The following is an 18,153-nucleotide window of genomic DNA, read 5'->3' as shown; positions in this document are numbered from 1 at the left end:
CGCCCCATGACCACCCTCGACTCCGGCTTCAATCCGCAATCCTTCGAAACCCGTCTGTACGCGCAGTGGGAAAGCAGTGGCGCGTTTACCCCGCAGGGCGACGGCCCGGCGTACACCATCTTGCTGCCGCCGCCGAACGTGACCGGCACCCTGCACATGGGCCACGCCTTCCAGCACACGCTGATGGATGCACTGGTGCGCTATCACCGCATGCGCGGCTATCGCACCTTGTGGCAGATGGGCACTGACCACGCCGGTATCGCCACCGAAATGGTGGTGTCGCGCAACCTTGCCATCGAAGGCAAGGGCGAAACCCGCGATGCGCTGGGCCGCGAAAAATTCATCGAAAAAGTGTGGGAATGGAAGCAGCATTCGGGCAGCACGATCGAGCGCCAGATGCGTCGACTCGGCGCGTCCGGCGACTGGTCGCGCAGCGTGTTCACCATGGACCCGATGCCGTCCAAAGCCATCATCGAAGCCTTCGTGCGCCTGCACGAACAGGGCCTGATTTATCGCGGCAAACGTTTGGTCAACTGGGATCCGGTGCTGAAAACCGCGATCTCGGATCTGGAAGTGGTGAGCGAAGAAGAAAACGGCCATCTGTGGGAGCTGCGCTACCCGCTGGCCGATGGCGTCAGCTACGAACACGTGGAAGTGGACGCCGACGGCAACGAGACGCTGCGCGAAACACGCAACTACGTGATCGTGGCCACCACCCGCCCGGAAACCATGCTCGGCGACACCGCCGCGATGGTGCACCCGGAGGACGCGCGCTACACCGCACTGCATGGCAAATACGTCGATCTGCCGCTGACCGGTCGCCGCATCCCGATCATTTTGGATGACTACGTGGATCGCGCGTTTGGCACCGGCGTGGTCAAGGTGACGCCTGCGCACGACTTCAACGACTACGCGGTGGGGCAACGCCACGGGTTGGAGATCATCAATATCTTCACCGACACCGCCAAGGTGCTCGACGACGCGTTCATTCCTGCCAAGTATCGCGGCATGGATCGCTTCGACGCCCGCAAAGCGATGGTGGCCGACCTCGATGCCGCCGGCCTGCTGGTCGAAGTCAAGCCACACAAATTGCAGGTGCCACGCGGTGACCGCAGTGGCCAGGTGATCGAACCCTTCCTCACCGACCAGTGGTTCGTGAAGATGGACACGCTGGGCCAGCGCGGCTTGGAATTGGTCGAGAACGGCAGCGTCAAATTCGTGCCGCCGAACTGGGTCAACACCTACCGGCACTGGATGGAGAACCTGCAAGACTGGTGCATCAGCCGCCAGCTGTGGTGGGGCCACCGGATCCCGGCGTGGTTCGACGACGCGGGCAATATCTACGTGGGCCGCGATGAAACCGAGGTGCGCGCCAAACACGCGCTAGGCGATCGTCCACTGCAACAAGATTCCGACGTGCTGGAAACCTGGTTCTCCTCGGCGATGTTCCCGTTTTCTACCCAAGGCTGGCCGGATGCCGAAGCGATGGCCGAGCGTGGCTTCGATGATTACATTCCGTCCAGCGTGCTTGTCACCGGCTTTGACATCATCTTCTTCTGGGTGGCGCGCATGGTGATGATGACCGACCACTTCATCGGCAAGATTCCGTTCCACGACGTCTATATGACCGGCCTAGTGCGCGATAAAAACGGCCAGAAAATGTCGAAGTCGAAGGGCAACGTGCTCGACCCGCTGGACATCATCGACGGCATCAGCATCGATGACTTGGTGGCCAAACGCACCGCCGGGCTGATGCAGCCGAAGATGGCGGAAAAAATCGAAAAAGACACCCGCAAGGATTACCCGAACGGCATCAATGCCCATGGCGCCGACGCGCTGCGCTTCACCATGGCCGCACTGGCCGGGCCGGGTCGCGATATCAAGTTCGACCTCGCCCGCGCCGAGGGCTACAAGAATTTCTGCAACAAGTTGTGGAACGCCACGCGGTTTGCGTTGATGAACGTGGAAGGCTTCTCCCTTCTCCCTCCGGGAGAAGGTGCCCGCAGGGCGGATGAGGGTACGGCGAACCCTCTCCCCAACCCCTCTCCCGAGGGGAGAGGGGCTATTCACCCCGTCACCGACGCCGAACAATGGATCCTCGCGCAACTGGCAAAAATCAGTGCCGAAGCTGCCGAACATGTTGCCAACTACCGCTTCGACTTGCTTGCGCAATGTCTGCACGAATTTGCCTGGAATCAATTTTGCGATTGGTTCGTGGAGTTGGCCAAGCCGGCCCTCAATGGCGATGACACGCACGCCGCGCACAGCACGCGCCATACCTTGCTGGTGGCGCTGGACGCCCTGCTGCGCCTGCTGCATCCATTGATTCCCTTCATCACCGAAGAGCTGTGGCAGGCGGTCGCACCCAAGCTGGGCAAGTCCGGCAGTCTGATGTTGCAGCCCTATCCGCAACCGGCTGACTTCCACGCCGAAAATTACGCTCAGGCCGATGCCGATATCGAATGGCTCAAGGCCGTGATTGGCGCGGTGCGCCGCATCCGCAGCGAGCTGGGGGTGTCGCCGGCCAAACAGGTAGCACTGCTACTGCGCGGCGGTGACGCCCAAGACGCCGCCCGTATGCAACGTTTTGATGCGCAGCTGCGCTTTTTGTGCAAGCTCGATCGCCTCAACACCCTGACGACCGAACCACCCGCCGCTGCCCCCGCCGTGGTGGGTGCGCTGGAACTGTTCGTGCCGCTGGAAGGCTTGGTCGATCTGGATGCCGAACGCACCCGCTTGGATAAAGAAATCGCCAAGATCAGCACCGAAAAAGACAAAAGCGAAACCAAGTTAGCCAAATTTGGTGCAGGCGTGCCCGCCACGGTGGTGGCACAAGAGCAGGCACGGCTGCTGGACTGGAGCACCAAGCTCAAGGCGCTCAGCACCCAGCGTGCGCGCTTAAACTGAACCTGCGCCAAGCTGCAAACTTGCATTGATTGCCAAGTGGCTGGATGGGTGTCATTTTTTCGGGGCAGATTCGCCATGGTATGGATCTGCCCATTGACCCAGCGCCTGAGGGGGGGCTACGTCAAATGCGACACCTGTCGGATGCGGTACCACTGAACCCGAGCACTGACCTTGCCACCGATGCGTACCGGCTATTGCTGGACGAGGTGGGTGCGTTTGTCTATACCAGCGATCTTGCTGGCCGCTACACCTATGCCAACCGTCTCGTCTTGGCGATGTTGGGGCACCCGCTGGATTACGTGTTGGGTAAGGACTTTTCGCATTTTTTTGGGCACGACGGCATCGACGATGCCCTCAGCGAAACCGACCGCCGGGTGATGTATGCCGGCGAAACCATCGCCCGTGAAGAAACCCATCAATTGCCCAATGGCACAGTGCGCACGTTCTGGTCAATCAAAAAACCATTGCACGATGCGGCGGGTGTGGTTTGCGGCCTGTTGGGGATTTCTTACGACATCACCGAAAAAAAACAACTGGAAGACAAACTACGCGAGCAGAAAACGCTGCTGGATGCAGTGCTAAACAATATCGACGCCTTGATTTATATGAAGGATGCCAACCGCCGTTTCTTGTATGCCAACCAGCAGGCGGCACAGATCATCGGCGCACCGGTCGAGCGCATCGTGGGCAGTCTGGATACTGACCTGATGCCGCGCGAGGTGGCCGATGGTTTCTGGGCCAAAGATCAGCACATCATCGCCAGCCAACAGCGGCACACCAGCGAAGAAACTTTCGTGGATGCGCAGGGCCGCCGCCACCATTATTGGAGTGTGGTGGTGCCGTGGACGCCAGTTTCAGGGACGCCAGCGGTGATCGGCATGAGTACCGACATCACCGCCTTGCATGAGTTGAAAGAAGAACTGCAACGACAAGCCAGAACCGACAGCCTCACCGGCTGCGCCAACCGCCGTAGCTTTCTGGAAACCGCCGAGCACGAATTCGTACGCAGTCGTCGCCAAGCCACGCCGCTTTGTCAGATAGCGATCGACTTGGATCATTTCAAGCAAATCAATGATGCTTACGGACACCCGATTGGCGACCTCGTGCTGCAAGATTTCAGCGCCTGCTGCCGCACGGCCCTGCGCGAAGTGGATGTGCTTGCACGTACCGGTGGCGAGGAGTTCTGCATCTTGCTACCCGATACCGATATCACTGCTGCCCATGCGATTGCCGAACGCATTCGCATCATGACTCGCGACTGCCGGCCCAGCCCTGCCCACCCTAATTTACAAGTGACCGCCAGCTTTGGGGTGTCTGCTTTGGCGACGACTGACTCGGATTTCCAAACGTTATTTGCACGTGCCGACCGCGCCTTATATCTGGCCAAAGATCAAGGCCGTGATTGCGTTGTGGTATTGCAAGCCACCACTGAGACACTCCGCTGAGCTGGCCTACTCTGCGCCCAGTAATTCCATCGCCATCACGATGGCATCCTCGCGACCGTTGTTGATGGCGGGGTAATAGCGTGGGCGACGGCCGATTTCATTGAAGCCACTGCGCTCATACAGGGCAACGGCACGACGGTTGGAAGGGCGTACTTCCAAAAACACCCGTTGCGCGCCGTGCCCGCCCGCAATTTTCAGCAGTGCCTGCAACATGCGCTGACCTAGGCCCTGCCCTTGCTGCCCCGGCGCGCTGCACAAGTTCAGCAGATGCGCTTCGTCGGCGGCGATGCTAAGCACGCCATAGCCCAACACTGCGCCAGCGGCGGACTCTTGCACCCACATCGCATAATTTGAACGCAGGCAATCGCGAAAAATCCCGCGCGTCCACGGAAATGGGTATGCCTGTAATTCGATGTCCATCACCGCATCCAGATCGGCCTCACGCATCGGCCGCAAACGGGAATTGGCCACTGCCGTAGCAACGCGCATTTGGCTCATTGCAGGGTACGCCGCAATGCACGCAACCGCGGCCACAACGCCCGCTTGGCAGCCGCATCGCCACGTAATTGCGCGCTGATCGCCAGCAGATCAGGTTGCGACTGCAACACCTCCACACTGACCCGCGCCGCTTGCGCCAAGCGTGCCAGCATGTCGTCATCTGCACCCGCAACCGGCAAGGTATTTGCGGCGCTTGGCACATGCGGCAAGCCGTACAGGACATAGCCCATTTCGACTAAAACCGCACGCTGGTAGGTATCCCAACTCAAGCGGCGGGATCCTGCATCGGCAGATGACGGCGCCGGAACCACAATAGCGGGCCGGACAATGCATATAGGGTGGTGGCAATCAGCAAGGTCACCGCCGGCGCAACCCACAGCGCAATCAACACAGCCACGGCAACCACTAACATGAAGAACGGTACCCGATCCGACTTCGGCCCATGCCCGCTGCCTTTGAAACTGTTATAGCGAATCCGGCTGACCATCAGCAAACCGGCACACACCGTGACCGCCAGTGCGGCGTAGCGTAAATCTTCGCCCGAGTAACCAAACTCATGGCAGACCCACACAAAACTTGTCACCACGCCGGCGGCGGCCGGGCTAGCCAAACCAATGAACCAGCGCTTATCCACCGTGCCGACTTGACTGTTGAAGCGCGCCAATCGTAGTGCCGCGCAAGCCGCATACAAAAACGCGCCCAACCAGCCAATTTTGCCGAGCGTCAGGCTGTCTTGCTTCATGGACAGCAATGCCCAGTGATACATCAACATGGCCGGTGCCATGCCGAAACTGATCAAGTCCGACAGCGAGTCGTATTGCACGCCAAATTCGCTTTGCGTGTTGGTCAGCCGCGCCACCCGGCCATCCAACCCATCCAAGACCGCCGAGATGAAAATGGCAACGCAAGCAGCCTCGAAGCGATCTTGCGATGCCGCAATAATCGAGAAAAAGCCGCCAAACAGCGCACCCGTGGTGAACAGGTTCGGCAGCAGGTAGATCCCGCGTGGGCGCGGGCGGGATGGTGGCAGGGAGTCGTTTTGTTCCATCCCGACAGTGTACGGGGTTGCGGTGAGGCCGGCGCAGTGCTGCAATCAGCACACATTCCCCCGGAGTTCACCATGCGCAACGCCCGCCCCCTTGCCATCGCGCTGCTGCTGACCCTGCTGGCTGTGCCGGCGTTGGCGCAACAGCAGCAGCGTGTATACCAGTGGAAAGATGCCAGTGGCGTCACCCACTACACCGATAACCCCCCCAGCCAGAGCCACAAAACCCGCGACATCAACGTCCGTACCGGCACCACCACCACTGAAGCTGTGGCCAAAAGCCAAGATAGCGAGCAATGCACGAATGCACGCAACAACTTGGCACGCCTGCAAAGCAGCGATAGCGTGGGCATCGACACCAATGGTGATGGCAAGCCAGACCGCAACCTCACTGACGCCGAGCGTAAATCCCAATTGGAACTGAACCAGGCCGGGGTCAAAGCATTCTGCGGCAGCGCCGGCAAATAACGCATCCCATGATGAAACAAGCAGGCATCTTGATGCTGGCGATTGTGGCGGCGGTAGCGGCGTGGTGGTGGTTTACACAAGAAATGCCGCGCCGCCAGCATGCGCGTGAAGTGGCCGCGGAAATGGCCGCAGTACAGGCCGAACGCGCCAATTCGCTGTATCGCTGGCGCGATGCCGACGGGAATTTGCAGGTCACCCAAGCCCCTCCCAAAGGGCGTAAGTACGAACGCATCAGCCGCACGCCCAAACCCGGGATGGAAGTCCACGGCACAAGCGAATAAGCATGGCAAAATGCGAGGTTCCACCCCCGCAGACTTCGACCATGCGCTTGTCCCGTTTTCATCTCCGTACTGAAAAAGAAACCCCCGCCGATGCCGAAATCATCAGCCATAAGCTGATGCTCAAGGCCGGCATGGTGCGTAAATTGGCGGCCGGCCTTTACACGTGGTCACCATTGGGCCTGCGCGTCCTACGCAAAATCGAGACGGTGGTGCGCGAGGAAATGAACCGCGCCGGCGCGATTGAAATGGCGATGCCATCGATCCAGCCTAAGGAATTGTGGGAAGAAACCGGGCGCTGGGCAAAGTTTGGCCCGCAGCTGTTGAAAATCCGCGATCGTAAAGAGCAGGACTTTTGCTTCACACCCACTGCCGAAGAAGCCGTCACTGATTTTTTCCGGCAGGAAGTGGCCAGCTACAAGCAATTGCCGCTCAACTTTTATCAGATCACCAGCAAGTTCCGCGATGAAATCCGCCCACGCTTCGGGGTGATGCGCGCACGCGAGTTCATCATGAAGGATGCCTACTCCTTCCACATCGATGACGCATCACTGCACGCCGAATATCAAAATATGTATGCCACTTACACCCGTATTTTCACCCGTCTCGGGCTGAAATTCCGCGCGGTGGCGGCCGATACCGGTGCGATTGGTGGCAGCGCCTCGCATGAATTTCATGTGCTGGCAGACTCCGGCGAAGATTCGCTGGCGTATTGCGAACATTCCGATTTTGCCGCCAATGTGGAATTGGCCGAAGCGATAGCGCCCGGCCCGCGCCCGGCGGCAACCGAAACCCTACGCGAGGTGGCCACGCCCACCCAAAAAACCTGCGAAGACGTTGCCGCGCTATTGGGTATTGCTTTGCAGCGCACTGCAAAATCGGTGGCGATCATGGCCACGGATGCCGATGAGCAACCGCAATTCGTGCTGGCACTGGTGCGTGGCGACCATGTGGTCAATGAAATCAAACTCGCAAAACTCCCGGGGCTGGCCGAATACCGGTTGGCCAGCGAAAGTGAGATTCGCGAATACCTTGGCAGTGAGCCCGGTTTCCTTGGCCCGCTCAATACCCGCAAACCAATCCGGATCATCGCCGATCGTAGCGTGGCGGCCATGGCTGATTTTGTGGTGGGTGCCAATCAACCGGGGCTGCATCTCGCGGGCGTCAATTGGGGCCGTGATTTGGCCGAACCGGAAGTCGCCGATATTCGCAATGTCCTGGATGGCGACCCCTCACCTGACGGCAAGGGCAGTTTGTGCATTGCCCGTGGCATCGAAGTTGGCCATGTCTTTGCGCTTGGCCGTAAATACTCTGAAGCGATGCGTGCTGGCGTCCTGGATGCTGCCGGCAAATCGATGCATCCCGCCATGGGCTGTTATGGCATCGGGGTATCGCGTATTGCCGCCGCCGCCATTGAACAACATCACGATGACAATGGCATCTGCTGGCCGATGGCGATGGCACCGTGGCAAGTTGCCGTTTGCGTCATCAATCCAAAAAATGATGCCAGCGTAGCCGCTGCCGCTGACGCCCTGTACGCGCAATTGCAAGCAGCTGGCTTTGATACCGTGCTGGATGATCGTGGCCTGCGCCCCGGTGCCATGTTTGCCGATATCGAACTCATTGGCATCCCGCATCGCGTGGTAGTTTCTGGACGCGGGCTGGAAGCGGGCACTTTTGAATATCGCGCACGCAGCGCCAGCGAACCTGAAAACTTAGATCAAGCCAGCTTGTTTGCCCGACTCTCGGGTTAACCCGCTACCACTAACCCATTGTCATCCAGTTTTGACAGGCCTATTATCTCGACATCCACGGACTGGATAATCCCATTTCAATTACTCAAGAAGAACTCACCGCATGAGCATGAATATCGATAACCTAAGCCCGCAGGAACTGGCCGTACTGATTGCCCGCGCCAACAAGCGCAAGAAAGTGCTGGCCAAACGCAAGCCGGCCAATCAGGCCAAAGCCGCAGTGGCCAAAGTCCTGAAAGCCACTGGCTGGACGTTTGATGAGCTGTACGGCAAGCCCGCCGCAGCCGGGGCCGCCCCGGTTGCCAAGAAAACACGTAAATCCAACAAAGGTCGCGTCTTGGGTAAGGTTGAACCCAAATACCGCAACCCGGCCAATGAAAAGGAAGTCTGGAGCGGCCGTGGTCGTTCCCCGCGCTGGTTGGCCACCGCCGTGGCCGCTGGTCAGAAGCAAGAAGAGTTCCTGATCCAGAAGTGATTCACTGCCATCATGGCGGTTTGAAAGCGCCGGCACTAGCCGGCGTTTTTATATTCCGCATCAAAGATTGCGTCGCGCACTGACCAATAGATTGCCAAACACCAGGCCTGCCAGCAGCGCCATCAGGGTATTGACCGCTGCCAGCGCGGCTTCTTGCCCCGCGTTAAGGCTTTGTGCTTGTACCAGTGAAATCACCCCGCGCAAGGCCACACTGCCCGGCACCAGCATGATGATGCCGGGTAGTCGTATCAACGCTCCCGGGCGATTGGCCCAACGCGCATACGCATTGCCTGCCGCGGTGGTGAGTAATGCGGCCAGGAAAACCCCAGCTTGCGGGCCCAGCCATTCGCCACCAAACCGCGAAATCAGATAGCCGCTGATCGCTGCCAGCATCACCAGCGGATAATCGCGGCGATGCGCTTGGAATAGCACGGCAAATGCATATGCCGCCACGGCCACTGCGCACCACACCACCCAATCCGGTTGCGGCCGCCACGCCCGCACATGGGGCTCGACCCCTAAAAGCTTGGCCACCGCCAAGGCAATCGCGGTGCCAATCGTCAGATTAACCACCGTCATCAATGCACCCGCAAAGCGTGCGGTACCTGACACCAAATGTCGGCTGGTCAATTCATTGGTGGCCAAAGCAAAACTCATCCCCGGCAACAACACGATCAACGATGCAATCACCACCGTATTGAGATTCAACGGCGCAATCAGGCTGCTGACCAAAATCGCCACCGTGCCCGCAAACAGTCCGGCCAAGGCATCAAACCCTTCGCTCAACCGCGGGTAACGTTGCGCACCCAGCACCAGTAACCCAATCAAGCCACCAATGACCGTCGCCGTTGCAATATCCAAATACGGCAGCCGCAATAATCCGGCCACCGCGCCTGAAGCCATGGCAAAGCCCAATGCCAGCATAATTTGACCGCGCAGGCCCGACCGCCGCTCCAGATCGCGCAGGGCCTCCCGTCCCGCCGGTACATCCATGCGCCCATTGATGACATCTTCGGCAATGCGGTCGGCTTCACAAAGTTTGTATAGGTTGGTATCGCCCAGACCAGGACGAATCAACCGGGTGGTCTCAGACTCCCCCACCGGCCGCGCAGGATCCCGGAACGCCAAAATGATCCCGGTTGGATTGGACCACGGCTCACACGCCAAGCCCAGCCGCTTGGCGACCAGTTCAATCGCGGCCTCCAACCGCTGCGACGTGGTGCCGTAGGCATGCAGGTGATAGGCCAAATCCACCACGAAGGCGATGCGCTCGGTATAGGTGGTGGCAGTGACGGTCGGGCCGATGGCAGCGGCGGGATGGGTTTGGGCAGGCATCCGATTAGGATCGCATGCAGACACATGATTCACACCTTTTCAGCAGCATTCAGTAAGCTTGGGCGGAATGAGCCAAGTCCCCACACACGCCCCACCTGTCATTACCGTCGCAGCTGATGCTGCCGGCAGTTTGCTGCTGGGCGGGCGCTGGACGTTGCGCTTTGCCACCCAAATTACCGAAGTCTTGGCCGGCGTGCCGGATGGCGTGCACAGCATCGATGCCAGCCGCTGCGACCGCTTGGATACGCTGGGTGTATTGCAACTCTTACGCTTTGCCGAGCGTCGCGGGCTGGCGTTTACTGCGCTGCATTTCAACGCCGATCAGCAAGCATTGGTCGCCGCGATTGAAAACGTCCACGACGAACGCCCTGCGCGCAAAAAAGAATACGGCGTGCGCGCCATGTTGGGGCGTATCGGCAAAGGCTTGGTGGATAACGGCCGCGAAATCGTTTCCTTGGTCAGCTTCATGGGCGAGGTGCAAGTCAAACTGCTGCGCTTGATCAAGCAGCCGTGGCGACTGCGCTTGACCGCCACCGTGCACCACATGGAACAAGTGGGGCTGGACGCGGTGCCGCTGGTGGCGTTGCTGTCCTTTATGGTGGGCGCGGTCATCGCGTTTTTAGGCGCGATGGTGTTGCAAGACTTTGGTGCCACGATCTATATCGTGGAATTGGTCAACGCTGCATTTTTGCGCGAATTTGGGGTCTTGCTCACCGCAATTTTGTTGGCCGGCCGCACCGCCAGCGCGTTCACCGCACAAATCGGAATGATGGTCAACCGCGAGGAAGTGGATGCCATCCGCGTGCTGGGCCTAGACCCGGTGGACTTGCTGGTCATTCCGCGCGTACTCGCCTTGCTGGCAATGCTGCCACTGCTGACGTTCATCGCGATGATTGCCGGCATGTTGGGGGGCATGGCGGTGGGCGCGTTCAATCTGGATATCCCGGCCGCCGCTTATCTGGCACGCATGCACGACACCATCCACCTGCGCCATTTCGTGGTGGGCATGGTCAAAGCCCCCTTGTTTGCCATGGTGATTGGCTTGATTGGTTGTCTGGAGGGCTTGCAAGTACAGGGCACCGCGCAGTCGCTAGGTGAGCGCACGACATCCAGCGTGGTGCAGGCCATTTCGATGGTGATTGTGATCGACGCATTCGCCGCGTTGTGGTTCATGCAGATGGACTATTAACCTCCATGACGATGCCAGACCACCCCACTGCCGCAATGAACACCATCGACGGTGTGATTGTCGGCGAAGCACCATTGATCCGCGTGCGCGGCTTGGTCAACCGCTTTGGTGAGCAAGTGGTGCATGACGGTGTGGATCTGGATGTGCAGCGCGGCGAAATTCTGGGCGTGGTGGGTGGCTCTGGCTCGGGTAAATCGGTGCTGATGCGGTCGATTTTGGGCCTGCGCAAACCCAATGCCGCACGCATTCAATTGCTCGGCGTGGATGCAACCTCGGAAGACCCGGCGACCCGTCGCCATATCGAACGCAATAGTGGGGTGTTATTCCAAGACGGTGCGTTGTTTTCTTCGCTGAGCGTTGGCGAAAACGTGCAAGTGCCACTGAAGGAGTACTACCCAGATCTGCCGCGTTCGCTGCGCTACGAATTGGCCCTACTGAAAATCAAACTGGCCGGCCTGCCCGCCAACGCGATCGACAAATTGCCCTCGCAATTGTCCGGCGGCATGCGCAAGCGCGCCGGCTTGGCGCGGGCACTGGCATTGGATCCACCGCTGCTGTTTTTGGATGAACCCACCGCGGGGCTTGACCCGATTGGTGCCGCCGCCTTCGACCAATTGATCCTGACCCTGCGCGGCGCATTAGGTTTGACCGTATTTTTGATCACCCATGACCTCGACACCCTGTACACGATCTGCGACCGTGTGGCGGTGCTGGCCGACCGCAAGGTGATTGCAACCGCGCCGGTGGCAGAACTCGAACGCCTCGATCACCCGTGGGTGCAAGAATATTTCAATGGGCCACGCGGGCGTGCTGCGCGCGTGGTAACGGAAGGAAAATCTTGATGGAAACCCGTGCCAATTACGTGCTGATCGGTGCTTTCAGCCTTGCCACCTTGGTCTTGGTCTTACTGTTTGCATTGTGGGCCAGCAATTTTTCTTCGTCGCGCAACTGGCGGCAATACCAAGTGGTTTTCAGTGAACCGGTCACCGGTCTGACCGAAGGCGGCAGCGTGCAATACAACGGACTGGCAGTGGGTACCGTGGAAAGCCTAGCGCTGAATGAAAGCGATGCGCGGCAAGTCATTGCCATCCTCAAGCTAAAATCCAATACCCCCATCAAGGTGGATACCCGCGCCAAACTGTCACAGCAAGGCATCACCGGCGTGCCCTTTATCCTGCTCAGTGGCGGCAGCCCCAATGCCCCGGCGCTGCAAGCCAGCAGCGATAGCACCCTGCCGATTATCCGCACCGAGCCTTCAGCACTGCAAAATATTTCCGATACCGCCAATCGCTTGGTGGCACGGCTAGATCAACTGCTCAGCGATGACAATATCCGCCGCATCACCGTGACGCTGGATAACCTAGAAAAAACCACCAATACCCTTGCCGAGCAACGTGCCGATATCGGCAAGCTGATCGTCAATGCTCGCGATGCCGCTGCCAGCATGAAGACCACGCTGGATACCGCCAATGGCACCTTGCAAGGCCTCGATCAAAATCTGGTGCAACGTTTGCCGGCGCTGCTGGACAAACTGGATGCGGCAGCATCCAAATTGGAGTCCACCGCCGGCAATGCCGATGCGCTATTGGCCGAGAACCGTCCCGCCATCAAAAATTTCACCCAAAATGGTCTGCCGCAAGTGGAACCAACCTTGCTGGAGTTACGCGGTTTGATTCGTGACCTGCGCGCACTCAGTGGGCGTCTGCAGGGCAACCCCGCGCGTTACATTCTGGGCCGCGAAACGCCCAAGGAGTTTGACCCCAAATGAGCCGCCTGCCCCGTCTCATCCCAGCGCTATTGGTCGCCACCTTGCTGGCAAGTTGCAGCAACTTGATTGGCGGGCCAAAAGAATCCCCCAAATTATTTGCGCCGGTCTTGCACAGCCAACCTAACCCGCAGTGGCCCAACGTCACCTGGTCGTTGGCCACCAGTCGCAGTACCAATATGCAGATGTTGGAGGGGCCGGGCATCGTGGTCAGTCCCACAGCGGGTGAATTGCAGGTGTATCGCGGCGCGCTATGGGCACGCAGCCCCGGCGAAATGGTCGAAGACAGCGTGCTGCGCACACTGGAAGACTCCGGCAAGATTCGCGCAGTGGCACGCCAAGGCAGTGGCATGGATGCCGACTACCGGCTCATGCTGGATATCCGCGAATTTCGCGCGGACTACGCAGGCAATCCAACGCCAAGCGCCACCTTGGACATCAATGCCAAATTGATGCACATGCGCGATCAAACCTTGGTTGGCAGCCAAAACTTCCATGTCGTGCAAACGGCCAATGCCACCGACATCAACCACGTTGTGACCGCATTTGGCCAAGCACTCGACAAACTGGCCCCCGATATTTCCGGCTGGGTCTTGACCACTGGCCAAGCGCACGAACTGGCCGCACACAAGCCCGACGCACGCCGTTGAGATCACACATTGACGGGTCTGGATTGCCGGCTCCAATCAAAGCCCGGACAATTGCGGGCAGTCCGAGGAGAACCGCATGAGCCAGACCACCCCCCAGCCCATCGAACGTGACGTGATGGCGTACGACGTCGTCACCGTGGGTGGCGGCCCGGCGGGCCTGTCCTTCGCGATCCGGCTCAAGCAACTCAACCCCGATCTTTCGGTCTGCGTGATCGAAAAAGCCAGCAGCATCGGCGCGCAAATTTTGTCCGGTGCCGTGATCGAAACCGGCCCGCTGGATGCCCTCTTACCCAATTGGCGCAGCAACCCACCGCCGATCTGCATCGACGCCAAAGACGATGAGTTCTGGCTGCTCTCCAAAACGGGCGGCCGCAAACTGCCGGTGCCGCCGGGCATGCACAACCACGGCAATGTGATCGTCAGCCTGGGCGCGATGTGTGCATGGTTGGCACCGCAGGCCGAAGCCTTGGGTGTGGAAATCTATCCCGGCTTTGCCGCTGCCGAAACTCTGCACGACGACACCGGAAAAGTGATCGGCGTGCGCATCGGCGATATGGGCGTGGCCAAAGATGGCAGCCACAAGCCCGGCTTCACCGCCGGTATTGATATCCACGCCAAAATCACCGTACTGGCCGAAGGTGCGCGCGGACATCTGACCAAGCGCCTGATCAAACGCTTCCACTTGGATGCCGACTGCGACCCGCAGGGCTATTCGATTGGCATCAAAGAACTGTGGCAGGTGCCGGAAGACCGCGTCAGCCCCGGCAAAATCGTGCACAGCTTTGGCTGGCCAGCCGATAGCCACACCTATGGCGGCAGCTTTTTGTATCACTTGGATAAGGGCCGGATTGCGCTGGGTTATGTCAGCGGGTTGGACTACCGCGACCCCGAGTACAAGCCGTGGGAAGCATTCCAGCAATGGAAAAACCACCCCATGATCCAGCCATTACTGGAGGGCGGCAGTATCTTGTCGGCCGGCGCGCGCGCGATTGTCACCGGCGGCTATCAGTCCTTGCCCAATTGCGAGATGCCAGGCGCGCTCTTGATTGGCGATACCGCCGGCCTGCTCAACGTGCCCAAAGTCAAAGGCACCCACCAAGCGATTCGCAGCGGCATGTTGGCCGCCGAACATGTGCTGGCCTCGCAGCTTTCGGCGGAAGGCTTCAACGCCAAACTGCGCGCATCCGCAGTCATGGCGGAATTGAAGCAAGTCCGCAACATCAAACCCGCGTTCAAGAAAGGCCTGTGGTTTGGCATGCTCAACGCCGCCTGGGAAACCGTCACCGGCGGGCGCTCGCCGTGGACGCTAAAAAACAAAGCCGACTGGAGCAGCCTGCACAAACTTGGCCAATACGAAGCCCCCAAACGCGACTACAGCGAGCGCACCCTGGCCCCGCGCGACCGCCTGCAAGGCGTCTATTACGCAGCCACCGCACATGACGAAGACCAACCCGTGCACCTGCACGTGGCCGACACCGACATCTGCGCCAGCCGCTGCGTGGTGGAATACGACAACCCCTGCACCCGCTTCTGCCCCGCTGGTGTCTATGAAATGGTGGCCGACACCAACACCCCACACGGCAAACGCCTGCAAGTGAACGCCGCCAACTGCGTGCACTGCAAAACCTGCGACATCAAAGACCCCTACGAACTGATCACTTGGGTCACCCCCGAAGGTGGCAGCGGACCGAATTATCAGAATCTTTGAGGCCGGGCTGCACACCCACAAACAAAAACCCCCGCAGTGATGCGGGGGTTTTTGATGTTGGGGACATCGGGGTAAGTACACCCCTCATCCGCCTTCGGCATCTTCTCCCCGTTTCCGGGGAGAAGGGCGTGCACGGGGCTTGGATCAGAAATCCATACCACCCATGCCGCCCATGCCGCCGCCGGCGGGCATTGCCGGTTCGTCCTTCTTCGGCGCATCGGCCACCATCGCTTCGGTGGTGATCATCAGGCCGGCGATCGAGGCCGTGTTTTGCAGCGCGGTGCGCGTCATCTGGTTACCGACCGCCGTGTCCCGCGCGCAGTGACGCAGTGATGCGCGCAACCTCTTGTCTTGCCTGTTCCAACTCGGCTTGCCTGTCAGCCAGATCGATCTTGCTTTGTTCCGCAAAGGGACTGGGGGCGAATTTTCCGGATTCATTGGCGGCGACAACCTTGCCGATCCTTTCAACCCAGCCTTCCAGGCTGCGGATAGCCGCTTCCTTTTTTCGAAGCTCCGCAAGAACGCCATTGTTCAAGCGTGAACCGATCTCACCAAGTGGAATCTCAATCCGGACGACAGTGTCATACGCGTCATCCGTGTCGTCGCCACCGGAAGGAAGCAAGTCATATTCGACGGGTGTTGGCATCGCCATGCCTTCCACATCGAACTGGACGATCGCCCTGCAACTGCTGCGTTCGCGCTCTTCGTCCTGCCGGATGGGTTCAAACGCCTCGAATCGGACGATTTTGAGCAGGCCGCTGCTGATCGGGTCGTACCCGTCCACCCGAAGCTGCTCGCGCACATGACTATTGACGAATGCTGACAGGCTCGCCTGTGTGGCAGACGTCGCACATCCACTTTCCTTTTTTGCACAGGCCGTCAGCAAAAGCGCAACAACAAGCGCCAGAACCCGATATTCCATTCCGTCCTCCCTTTATCTTGCTGACGCTGCGCGCGAAGCTTGCGCGCCGCCTTGAATGCGTTTGCGAATTTCAACAAGCGCCGCTTCTGCGGCTTTCAATTGTTGCTCGCGTGAAGCACCCAGCGCCGCCCTTTCTTCCGGTGTGAGCTCCGCTTCCAGGTGGCGGATCTCACGCTCTTTCTTCCAGAGCTCGCCCATGGGTCCCGCCATCAGGGCTGCTTCCAGACGTTCCATCGGCCAACGACCGTAATTTCGAAACATGTCCTTGCCCGACTGCGACACGACCAGATAACCGATGTCGTCCTCGATCGTTTTTCCGGCCACATCGAAGCGAAGCGTGGCGCGGCACACCGCAGCATTGCCGTTTCCGCCGGCAAAATCGGTCTCGATGTTTTCGTATCGCACGTTCGACACCAAGCCAGCAGCGAAGAGGTCCACGCCAGAGTCGTAATATCTTTCATTCACGTCCTGTGCGAACTTGGCTTTCATTTGCGCACGCATGTATTCACTGTCGCAAAGCGTGGCCTTGGCGGCGCAACCAGCAAGCATGCTTGTGGCGAGCCCTGCAAACACAACAACTTTCATTCCACTCCTCGACGAATGCGGACAATGCGATTCTGTCGCACCTACAAGCTGACGATAGGATCACACGCGCTTCTACCCGGCAGCGTCACGGTGACGCTGGATTGATTTACGGCTTAAATGCACGGCGTTCGCCGACCCGCTCGATGTCCTGCAGCACGCGAGCGACGCCTGCCCTCAATGCGGATTGCTCGTCGTCCGTGACGTCTGCAACGCGGTAGGCGACATCGATGAAAATCCCGTCCGCCGTCCTTGTCATGCAGTCATCATACGCATGATCCTTCACGACTTTCCGGCATGGCAAAATGTTGAGGGTCACGTTCGAATAGCTTTGCCTGATCTCCAGGGCATCATCCGCAGGCACCGCGCGGATCTTGTATGCGCTGTTGGACCAGCGCTGCTGTCCGGTAATGCCCAACCGCGCGGTCATCGCTTCACTTTCGCGATCGGATTCCAGGATGAACTGGTTTCTGTACAGCACCGCCCGGAACTCGCGCGACGGCTCCCCGCCCTGTGGGATGGTTCGCCACGTGCCTTTCAACTTCTTGTTGAATGCTGTCGCTCGTCGCCTCTGAATCCAGTCCTCGATCGCCGAATTCGCCGCATTCTCGCGCTCATCCTTGGTTTCGCGAACGAACTGATTCCTTTGCTCGTTCGTCATCGGACCATAGGCCGCTTCGTGGTCTGCGACGGCAGCGCCGTACGAGCCCTCCGGCCCTTGATCCGCGTTGTATTTCTGGGTCGCATAGATCATCGCGCCGATGAAATAAATGACATACAACGCACCCACGATCCCCAAGCACAAGGCAATTCGAGGCGCTGACGACTTCGCCTTCGGCGCACGCACTCGCTTGTTCGACATCCCTATCACTTCCACGTCCATTCCAGTTGTTGAAGCTTAGCAAAACGTCCTGTGGGTTGATCGAATTTCACCAGCATCACTCAGCAGAGTTCGTCACTTGTTTGTGTCTCGCATGGCCGGAAATAAAAGAAGCCCGGCACATGGCCGGGCTTCGTGGTCACGCTTGACGGTTGGCAGGGATCAGAAGTCCATGCCGCCCATGCCGCCCATGCCGGCGCCCGGCATCGCCGGCTCGTCCTTCTTCGGCAGCTCGGCCACCATGGCTTCGGT

The 18,153-nt window shown here is 59.2% G+C and carries 19 protein-coding genes; 11 read left to right on the top strand and 8 right to left on the bottom strand.

The window, feature by feature from the left end:
* Positions 1–6 precede the first annotated feature (6 nt).
* Positions 7–2,907, top strand: coding sequence for a valine--tRNA ligase (locus tag PK789_RS07885; protein WP_324308224.1), 2,901 nt, complete (start codon positions 7–9; stop codon positions 2,905–2,907).
* A 125-nt stretch (positions 2,908–3,032) separates the two neighbouring features.
* Positions 3,033–4,352, top strand: a complete 1,320-nt coding sequence (locus tag PK789_RS07880; RefSeq protein WP_324308223.1) for a sensor domain-containing diguanylate cyclase — start codon at positions 3,033–3,035, stop codon at positions 4,350–4,352.
* 6 nt (positions 4,353–4,358) lie between these two features.
* On the opposite strand, the gene rimI is transcribed toward PK789_RS07880, so the two are convergent.
* Genes rimI through pssA form a run of 3 tightly spaced genes read right to left on the bottom strand, consistent with a single transcriptional unit; the run spans position 4,359 to position 5,898 of the window.
* Positions 4,359–4,841 (bottom strand): ribosomal protein S18-alanine N-acetyltransferase, encoded by a 483-nt coding sequence (gene rimI, locus PK789_RS07875; protein ID WP_503011928.1) that lies wholly within the window; start codon positions 4,839–4,841, stop codon positions 4,359–4,361.
* 5 nt (positions 4,842–4,846) lie between these two features.
* Entirely contained in the window at positions 4,847–5,119 is a 273-nt protein-coding gene (locus PK789_RS07870) for a hypothetical protein (protein ID WP_324308221.1), read from the bottom strand.
* Entirely contained in the window at positions 5,116–5,898 is a 783-nt protein-coding gene (gene pssA / locus PK789_RS07865; protein ID WP_324308220.1) for a CDP-diacylglycerol--serine O-phosphatidyltransferase, read from the bottom strand. Before pssA ends, PK789_RS07870 begins: the two co-directional genes overlap by 4 nt.
* Before the next feature lie 72 nt (positions 5,899–5,970).
* Here pssA and PK789_RS07860 point away from each other — a divergent pair, with 72 nt between their 5' ends.
* From PK789_RS07860 to PK789_RS07845, 4 genes are all read left to right on the top strand, one after another.
* Complete coding sequence (locus PK789_RS07860; RefSeq protein ID WP_324308219.1) at positions 5,971–6,363, top strand: DUF4124 domain-containing protein; 393 nt, start codon at positions 5,971–5,973, stop codon at positions 6,361–6,363.
* A gap of 8 nt (positions 6,364–6,371) precedes the next feature.
* Complete coding sequence (locus tag PK789_RS07855; protein WP_324308218.1) at positions 6,372–6,644, top strand: DUF4124 domain-containing protein; 273 nt, start codon at positions 6,372–6,374, stop codon at positions 6,642–6,644.
* A 41-nt stretch (positions 6,645–6,685) separates the two neighbouring features.
* On the top strand, positions 6,686–8,395 hold the full coding sequence (locus PK789_RS07850; RefSeq protein WP_324308217.1) for a proline--tRNA ligase: 1,710 nt from the start codon (positions 6,686–6,688) through the stop codon (positions 8,393–8,395).
* A 103-nt stretch (positions 8,396–8,498) separates the two neighbouring features.
* Complete coding sequence (locus PK789_RS07845; RefSeq protein ID WP_324308216.1) at positions 8,499–8,870, top strand: H-NS histone family protein; 372 nt, start codon at positions 8,499–8,501, stop codon at positions 8,868–8,870.
* A 60-nt stretch (positions 8,871–8,930) separates the two neighbouring features.
* Here PK789_RS07845 and PK789_RS07840 read toward each other — a convergent pair whose 3' ends face one another.
* Positions 8,931–10,205 (bottom strand): threonine/serine exporter family protein, encoded by a 1,275-nt coding sequence (locus PK789_RS07840; protein WP_324308215.1) that lies wholly within the window; start codon positions 10,203–10,205, stop codon positions 8,931–8,933.
* Positions 10,206–10,272: 67 nt separating this feature from the next.
* On the opposite strand from PK789_RS07840, the gene PK789_RS07835 reads away from it, so the two are divergent.
* The 5 genes from PK789_RS07835 (at position 10,273) to PK789_RS07815 (ending at position 15,517) form a co-directional block, all read left to right on the top strand.
* Complete coding sequence (locus PK789_RS07835) at positions 10,273–11,394, top strand: MlaE family ABC transporter permease (RefSeq protein WP_324308214.1); 1,122 nt, start codon at positions 10,273–10,275, stop codon at positions 11,392–11,394.
* 35 nt (positions 11,395–11,429) lie between these two features.
* The gene (locus PK789_RS07830; protein WP_324308213.1) at positions 11,430–12,236 is read left to right on the top strand and encodes an ABC transporter ATP-binding protein; all 807 of its coding nucleotides are present in this window, start codon (positions 11,430–11,432) and stop codon (positions 12,234–12,236) included.
* Positions 12,236–13,162 (top strand): MlaD family protein, encoded by a 927-nt coding sequence (locus PK789_RS07825; protein WP_324308212.1) that lies wholly within the window; start codon positions 12,236–12,238, stop codon positions 13,160–13,162. The genes PK789_RS07830 and PK789_RS07825 overlap by 1 nt, the downstream gene beginning before the upstream one ends.
* Positions 13,159–13,809 carry an ABC-type transport auxiliary lipoprotein family protein gene (locus PK789_RS07820; RefSeq protein WP_324308211.1) on the top strand — a complete coding sequence of 217 codons (651 nt, stop codon included), beginning with the start codon at positions 13,159–13,161 and terminating at the stop codon, positions 13,807–13,809. Before PK789_RS07825 ends, PK789_RS07820 begins: the two co-directional genes overlap by 4 nt.
* A 76-nt stretch (positions 13,810–13,885) precedes the next feature.
* Positions 13,886–15,517, top strand: a complete 1,632-nt coding sequence (locus PK789_RS07815; protein WP_324308210.1) for an electron transfer flavoprotein-ubiquinone oxidoreductase — start codon at positions 13,886–13,888, stop codon at positions 15,515–15,517.
* 144 nt (positions 15,518–15,661) lie between these two features.
* On the opposite strand, the gene PK789_RS07810 is transcribed toward PK789_RS07815, so the two are convergent.
* The 4 genes from PK789_RS07810 to PK789_RS07795 form a co-directional block, all read right to left on the bottom strand.
* Positions 15,662–15,808, bottom strand: coding sequence for a hypothetical protein (locus tag PK789_RS07810; protein ID WP_324308233.1), 147 nt, complete (start codon positions 15,806–15,808; stop codon positions 15,662–15,664).
* Positions 15,809–15,812: 4 nt separating this feature from the next.
* Positions 15,813–16,439: a hypothetical protein gene (locus PK789_RS07805; RefSeq protein WP_324308209.1), complete on the bottom strand. Its 627-nt coding sequence runs from the start codon at positions 16,437–16,439 to the stop codon at positions 15,813–15,815.
* Positions 16,440–16,451: 12 nt separating this feature from the next.
* Complete coding sequence (locus PK789_RS07800) at positions 16,452–17,024, bottom strand: hypothetical protein (RefSeq protein ID WP_324308208.1); 573 nt, start codon at positions 17,022–17,024, stop codon at positions 16,452–16,454.
* 106 nt (positions 17,025–17,130) lie between these two features.
* Entirely contained in the window at positions 17,131–17,904 is a 774-nt protein-coding gene (locus PK789_RS07795; protein ID WP_324308207.1) for a hypothetical protein, read from the bottom strand.
* Between the last annotated feature and the right edge of the window lie 249 nt (positions 17,905–18,153).

Source organism: Thermomonas sp., from assembly GCF_035369645.1.
Taxonomy (GTDB): Bacteria; Pseudomonadota; Gammaproteobacteria; order Xanthomonadales; family Xanthomonadaceae; genus Thermomonas.
This window is presented reverse-complemented; position numbering and strand designations above follow the sequence as displayed.

What these genes read in the sequence shown, in the direction of transcription:
- PK789_RS07885 (WP_324308224.1), top strand. Translation starts at nt 7, where the DNA reads ATGACCACCCTCGACTCCGGCTTCAATCCGCAATCCTTCGAAACCCGT.
- PK789_RS07880 (WP_324308223.1), top strand. Translation starts at nt 3,033, where the DNA reads ATGCGACACCTGTCGGATGCGGTACCACTGAACCCGAGCACTGACCTT.
- rimI (WP_503011928.1), bottom strand. Translation starts at nt 4,841, where the DNA reads ATGCGCGTTGCTACGGCAGTGGCCAATTCCCGTTTGCGGCCGATGCGT.
- pssA (WP_324308220.1), bottom strand. Translation starts at nt 5,898, where the DNA reads ATGGAACAAAACGACTCCCTGCCACCATCCCGCCCGCGCCCACGCGGG.
- PK789_RS07860 (WP_324308219.1), top strand. Translation starts at nt 5,971, where the DNA reads ATGCGCAACGCCCGCCCCCTTGCCATCGCGCTGCTGCTGACCCTGCTG.
- PK789_RS07855 (WP_324308218.1), top strand. Translation starts at nt 6,372, where the DNA reads ATGATGAAACAAGCAGGCATCTTGATGCTGGCGATTGTGGCGGCGGTA.
- PK789_RS07850 (WP_324308217.1), top strand. Translation starts at nt 6,686, where the DNA reads ATGCGCTTGTCCCGTTTTCATCTCCGTACTGAAAAAGAAACCCCCGCC.
- PK789_RS07845 (WP_324308216.1), top strand. Translation starts at nt 8,499, where the DNA reads ATGAGCATGAATATCGATAACCTAAGCCCGCAGGAACTGGCCGTACTG.
- PK789_RS07840 (WP_324308215.1), bottom strand. Translation starts at nt 10,205, where the DNA reads ATGCCTGCCCAAACCCATCCCGCCGCTGCCATCGGCCCGACCGTCACT.
- PK789_RS07835 (WP_324308214.1), top strand. Translation starts at nt 10,273, where the DNA reads ATGAGCCAAGTCCCCACACACGCCCCACCTGTCATTACCGTCGCAGCT.
- PK789_RS07830 (WP_324308213.1), top strand. Translation starts at nt 11,430, where the DNA reads ATGAACACCATCGACGGTGTGATTGTCGGCGAAGCACCATTGATCCGC.
- PK789_RS07825 (WP_324308212.1), top strand. Translation starts at nt 12,236, where the DNA reads ATGGAAACCCGTGCCAATTACGTGCTGATCGGTGCTTTCAGCCTTGCC.
- PK789_RS07820 (WP_324308211.1), top strand. Translation starts at nt 13,159, where the DNA reads ATGAGCCGCCTGCCCCGTCTCATCCCAGCGCTATTGGTCGCCACCTTG.
- PK789_RS07815 (WP_324308210.1), top strand. Translation starts at nt 13,886, where the DNA reads ATGAGCCAGACCACCCCCCAGCCCATCGAACGTGACGTGATGGCGTAC.
- PK789_RS07810 (WP_324308233.1), bottom strand. Translation starts at nt 15,808, where the DNA reads ATGACGCGCACCGCGCTGCAAAACACGGCCTCGATCGCCGGCCTGATG.
- PK789_RS07805 (WP_324308209.1), bottom strand. Translation starts at nt 16,439, where the DNA reads ATGGAATATCGGGTTCTGGCGCTTGTTGTTGCGCTTTTGCTGACGGCC.
- PK789_RS07800 (WP_324308208.1), bottom strand. Translation starts at nt 17,024, where the DNA reads ATGAAAGTTGTTGTGTTTGCAGGGCTCGCCACAAGCATGCTTGCTGGT.
- PK789_RS07795 (WP_324308207.1), bottom strand. Translation starts at nt 17,904, where the DNA reads ATGGACGTGGAAGTGATAGGGATGTCGAACAAGCGAGTGCGTGCGCCG.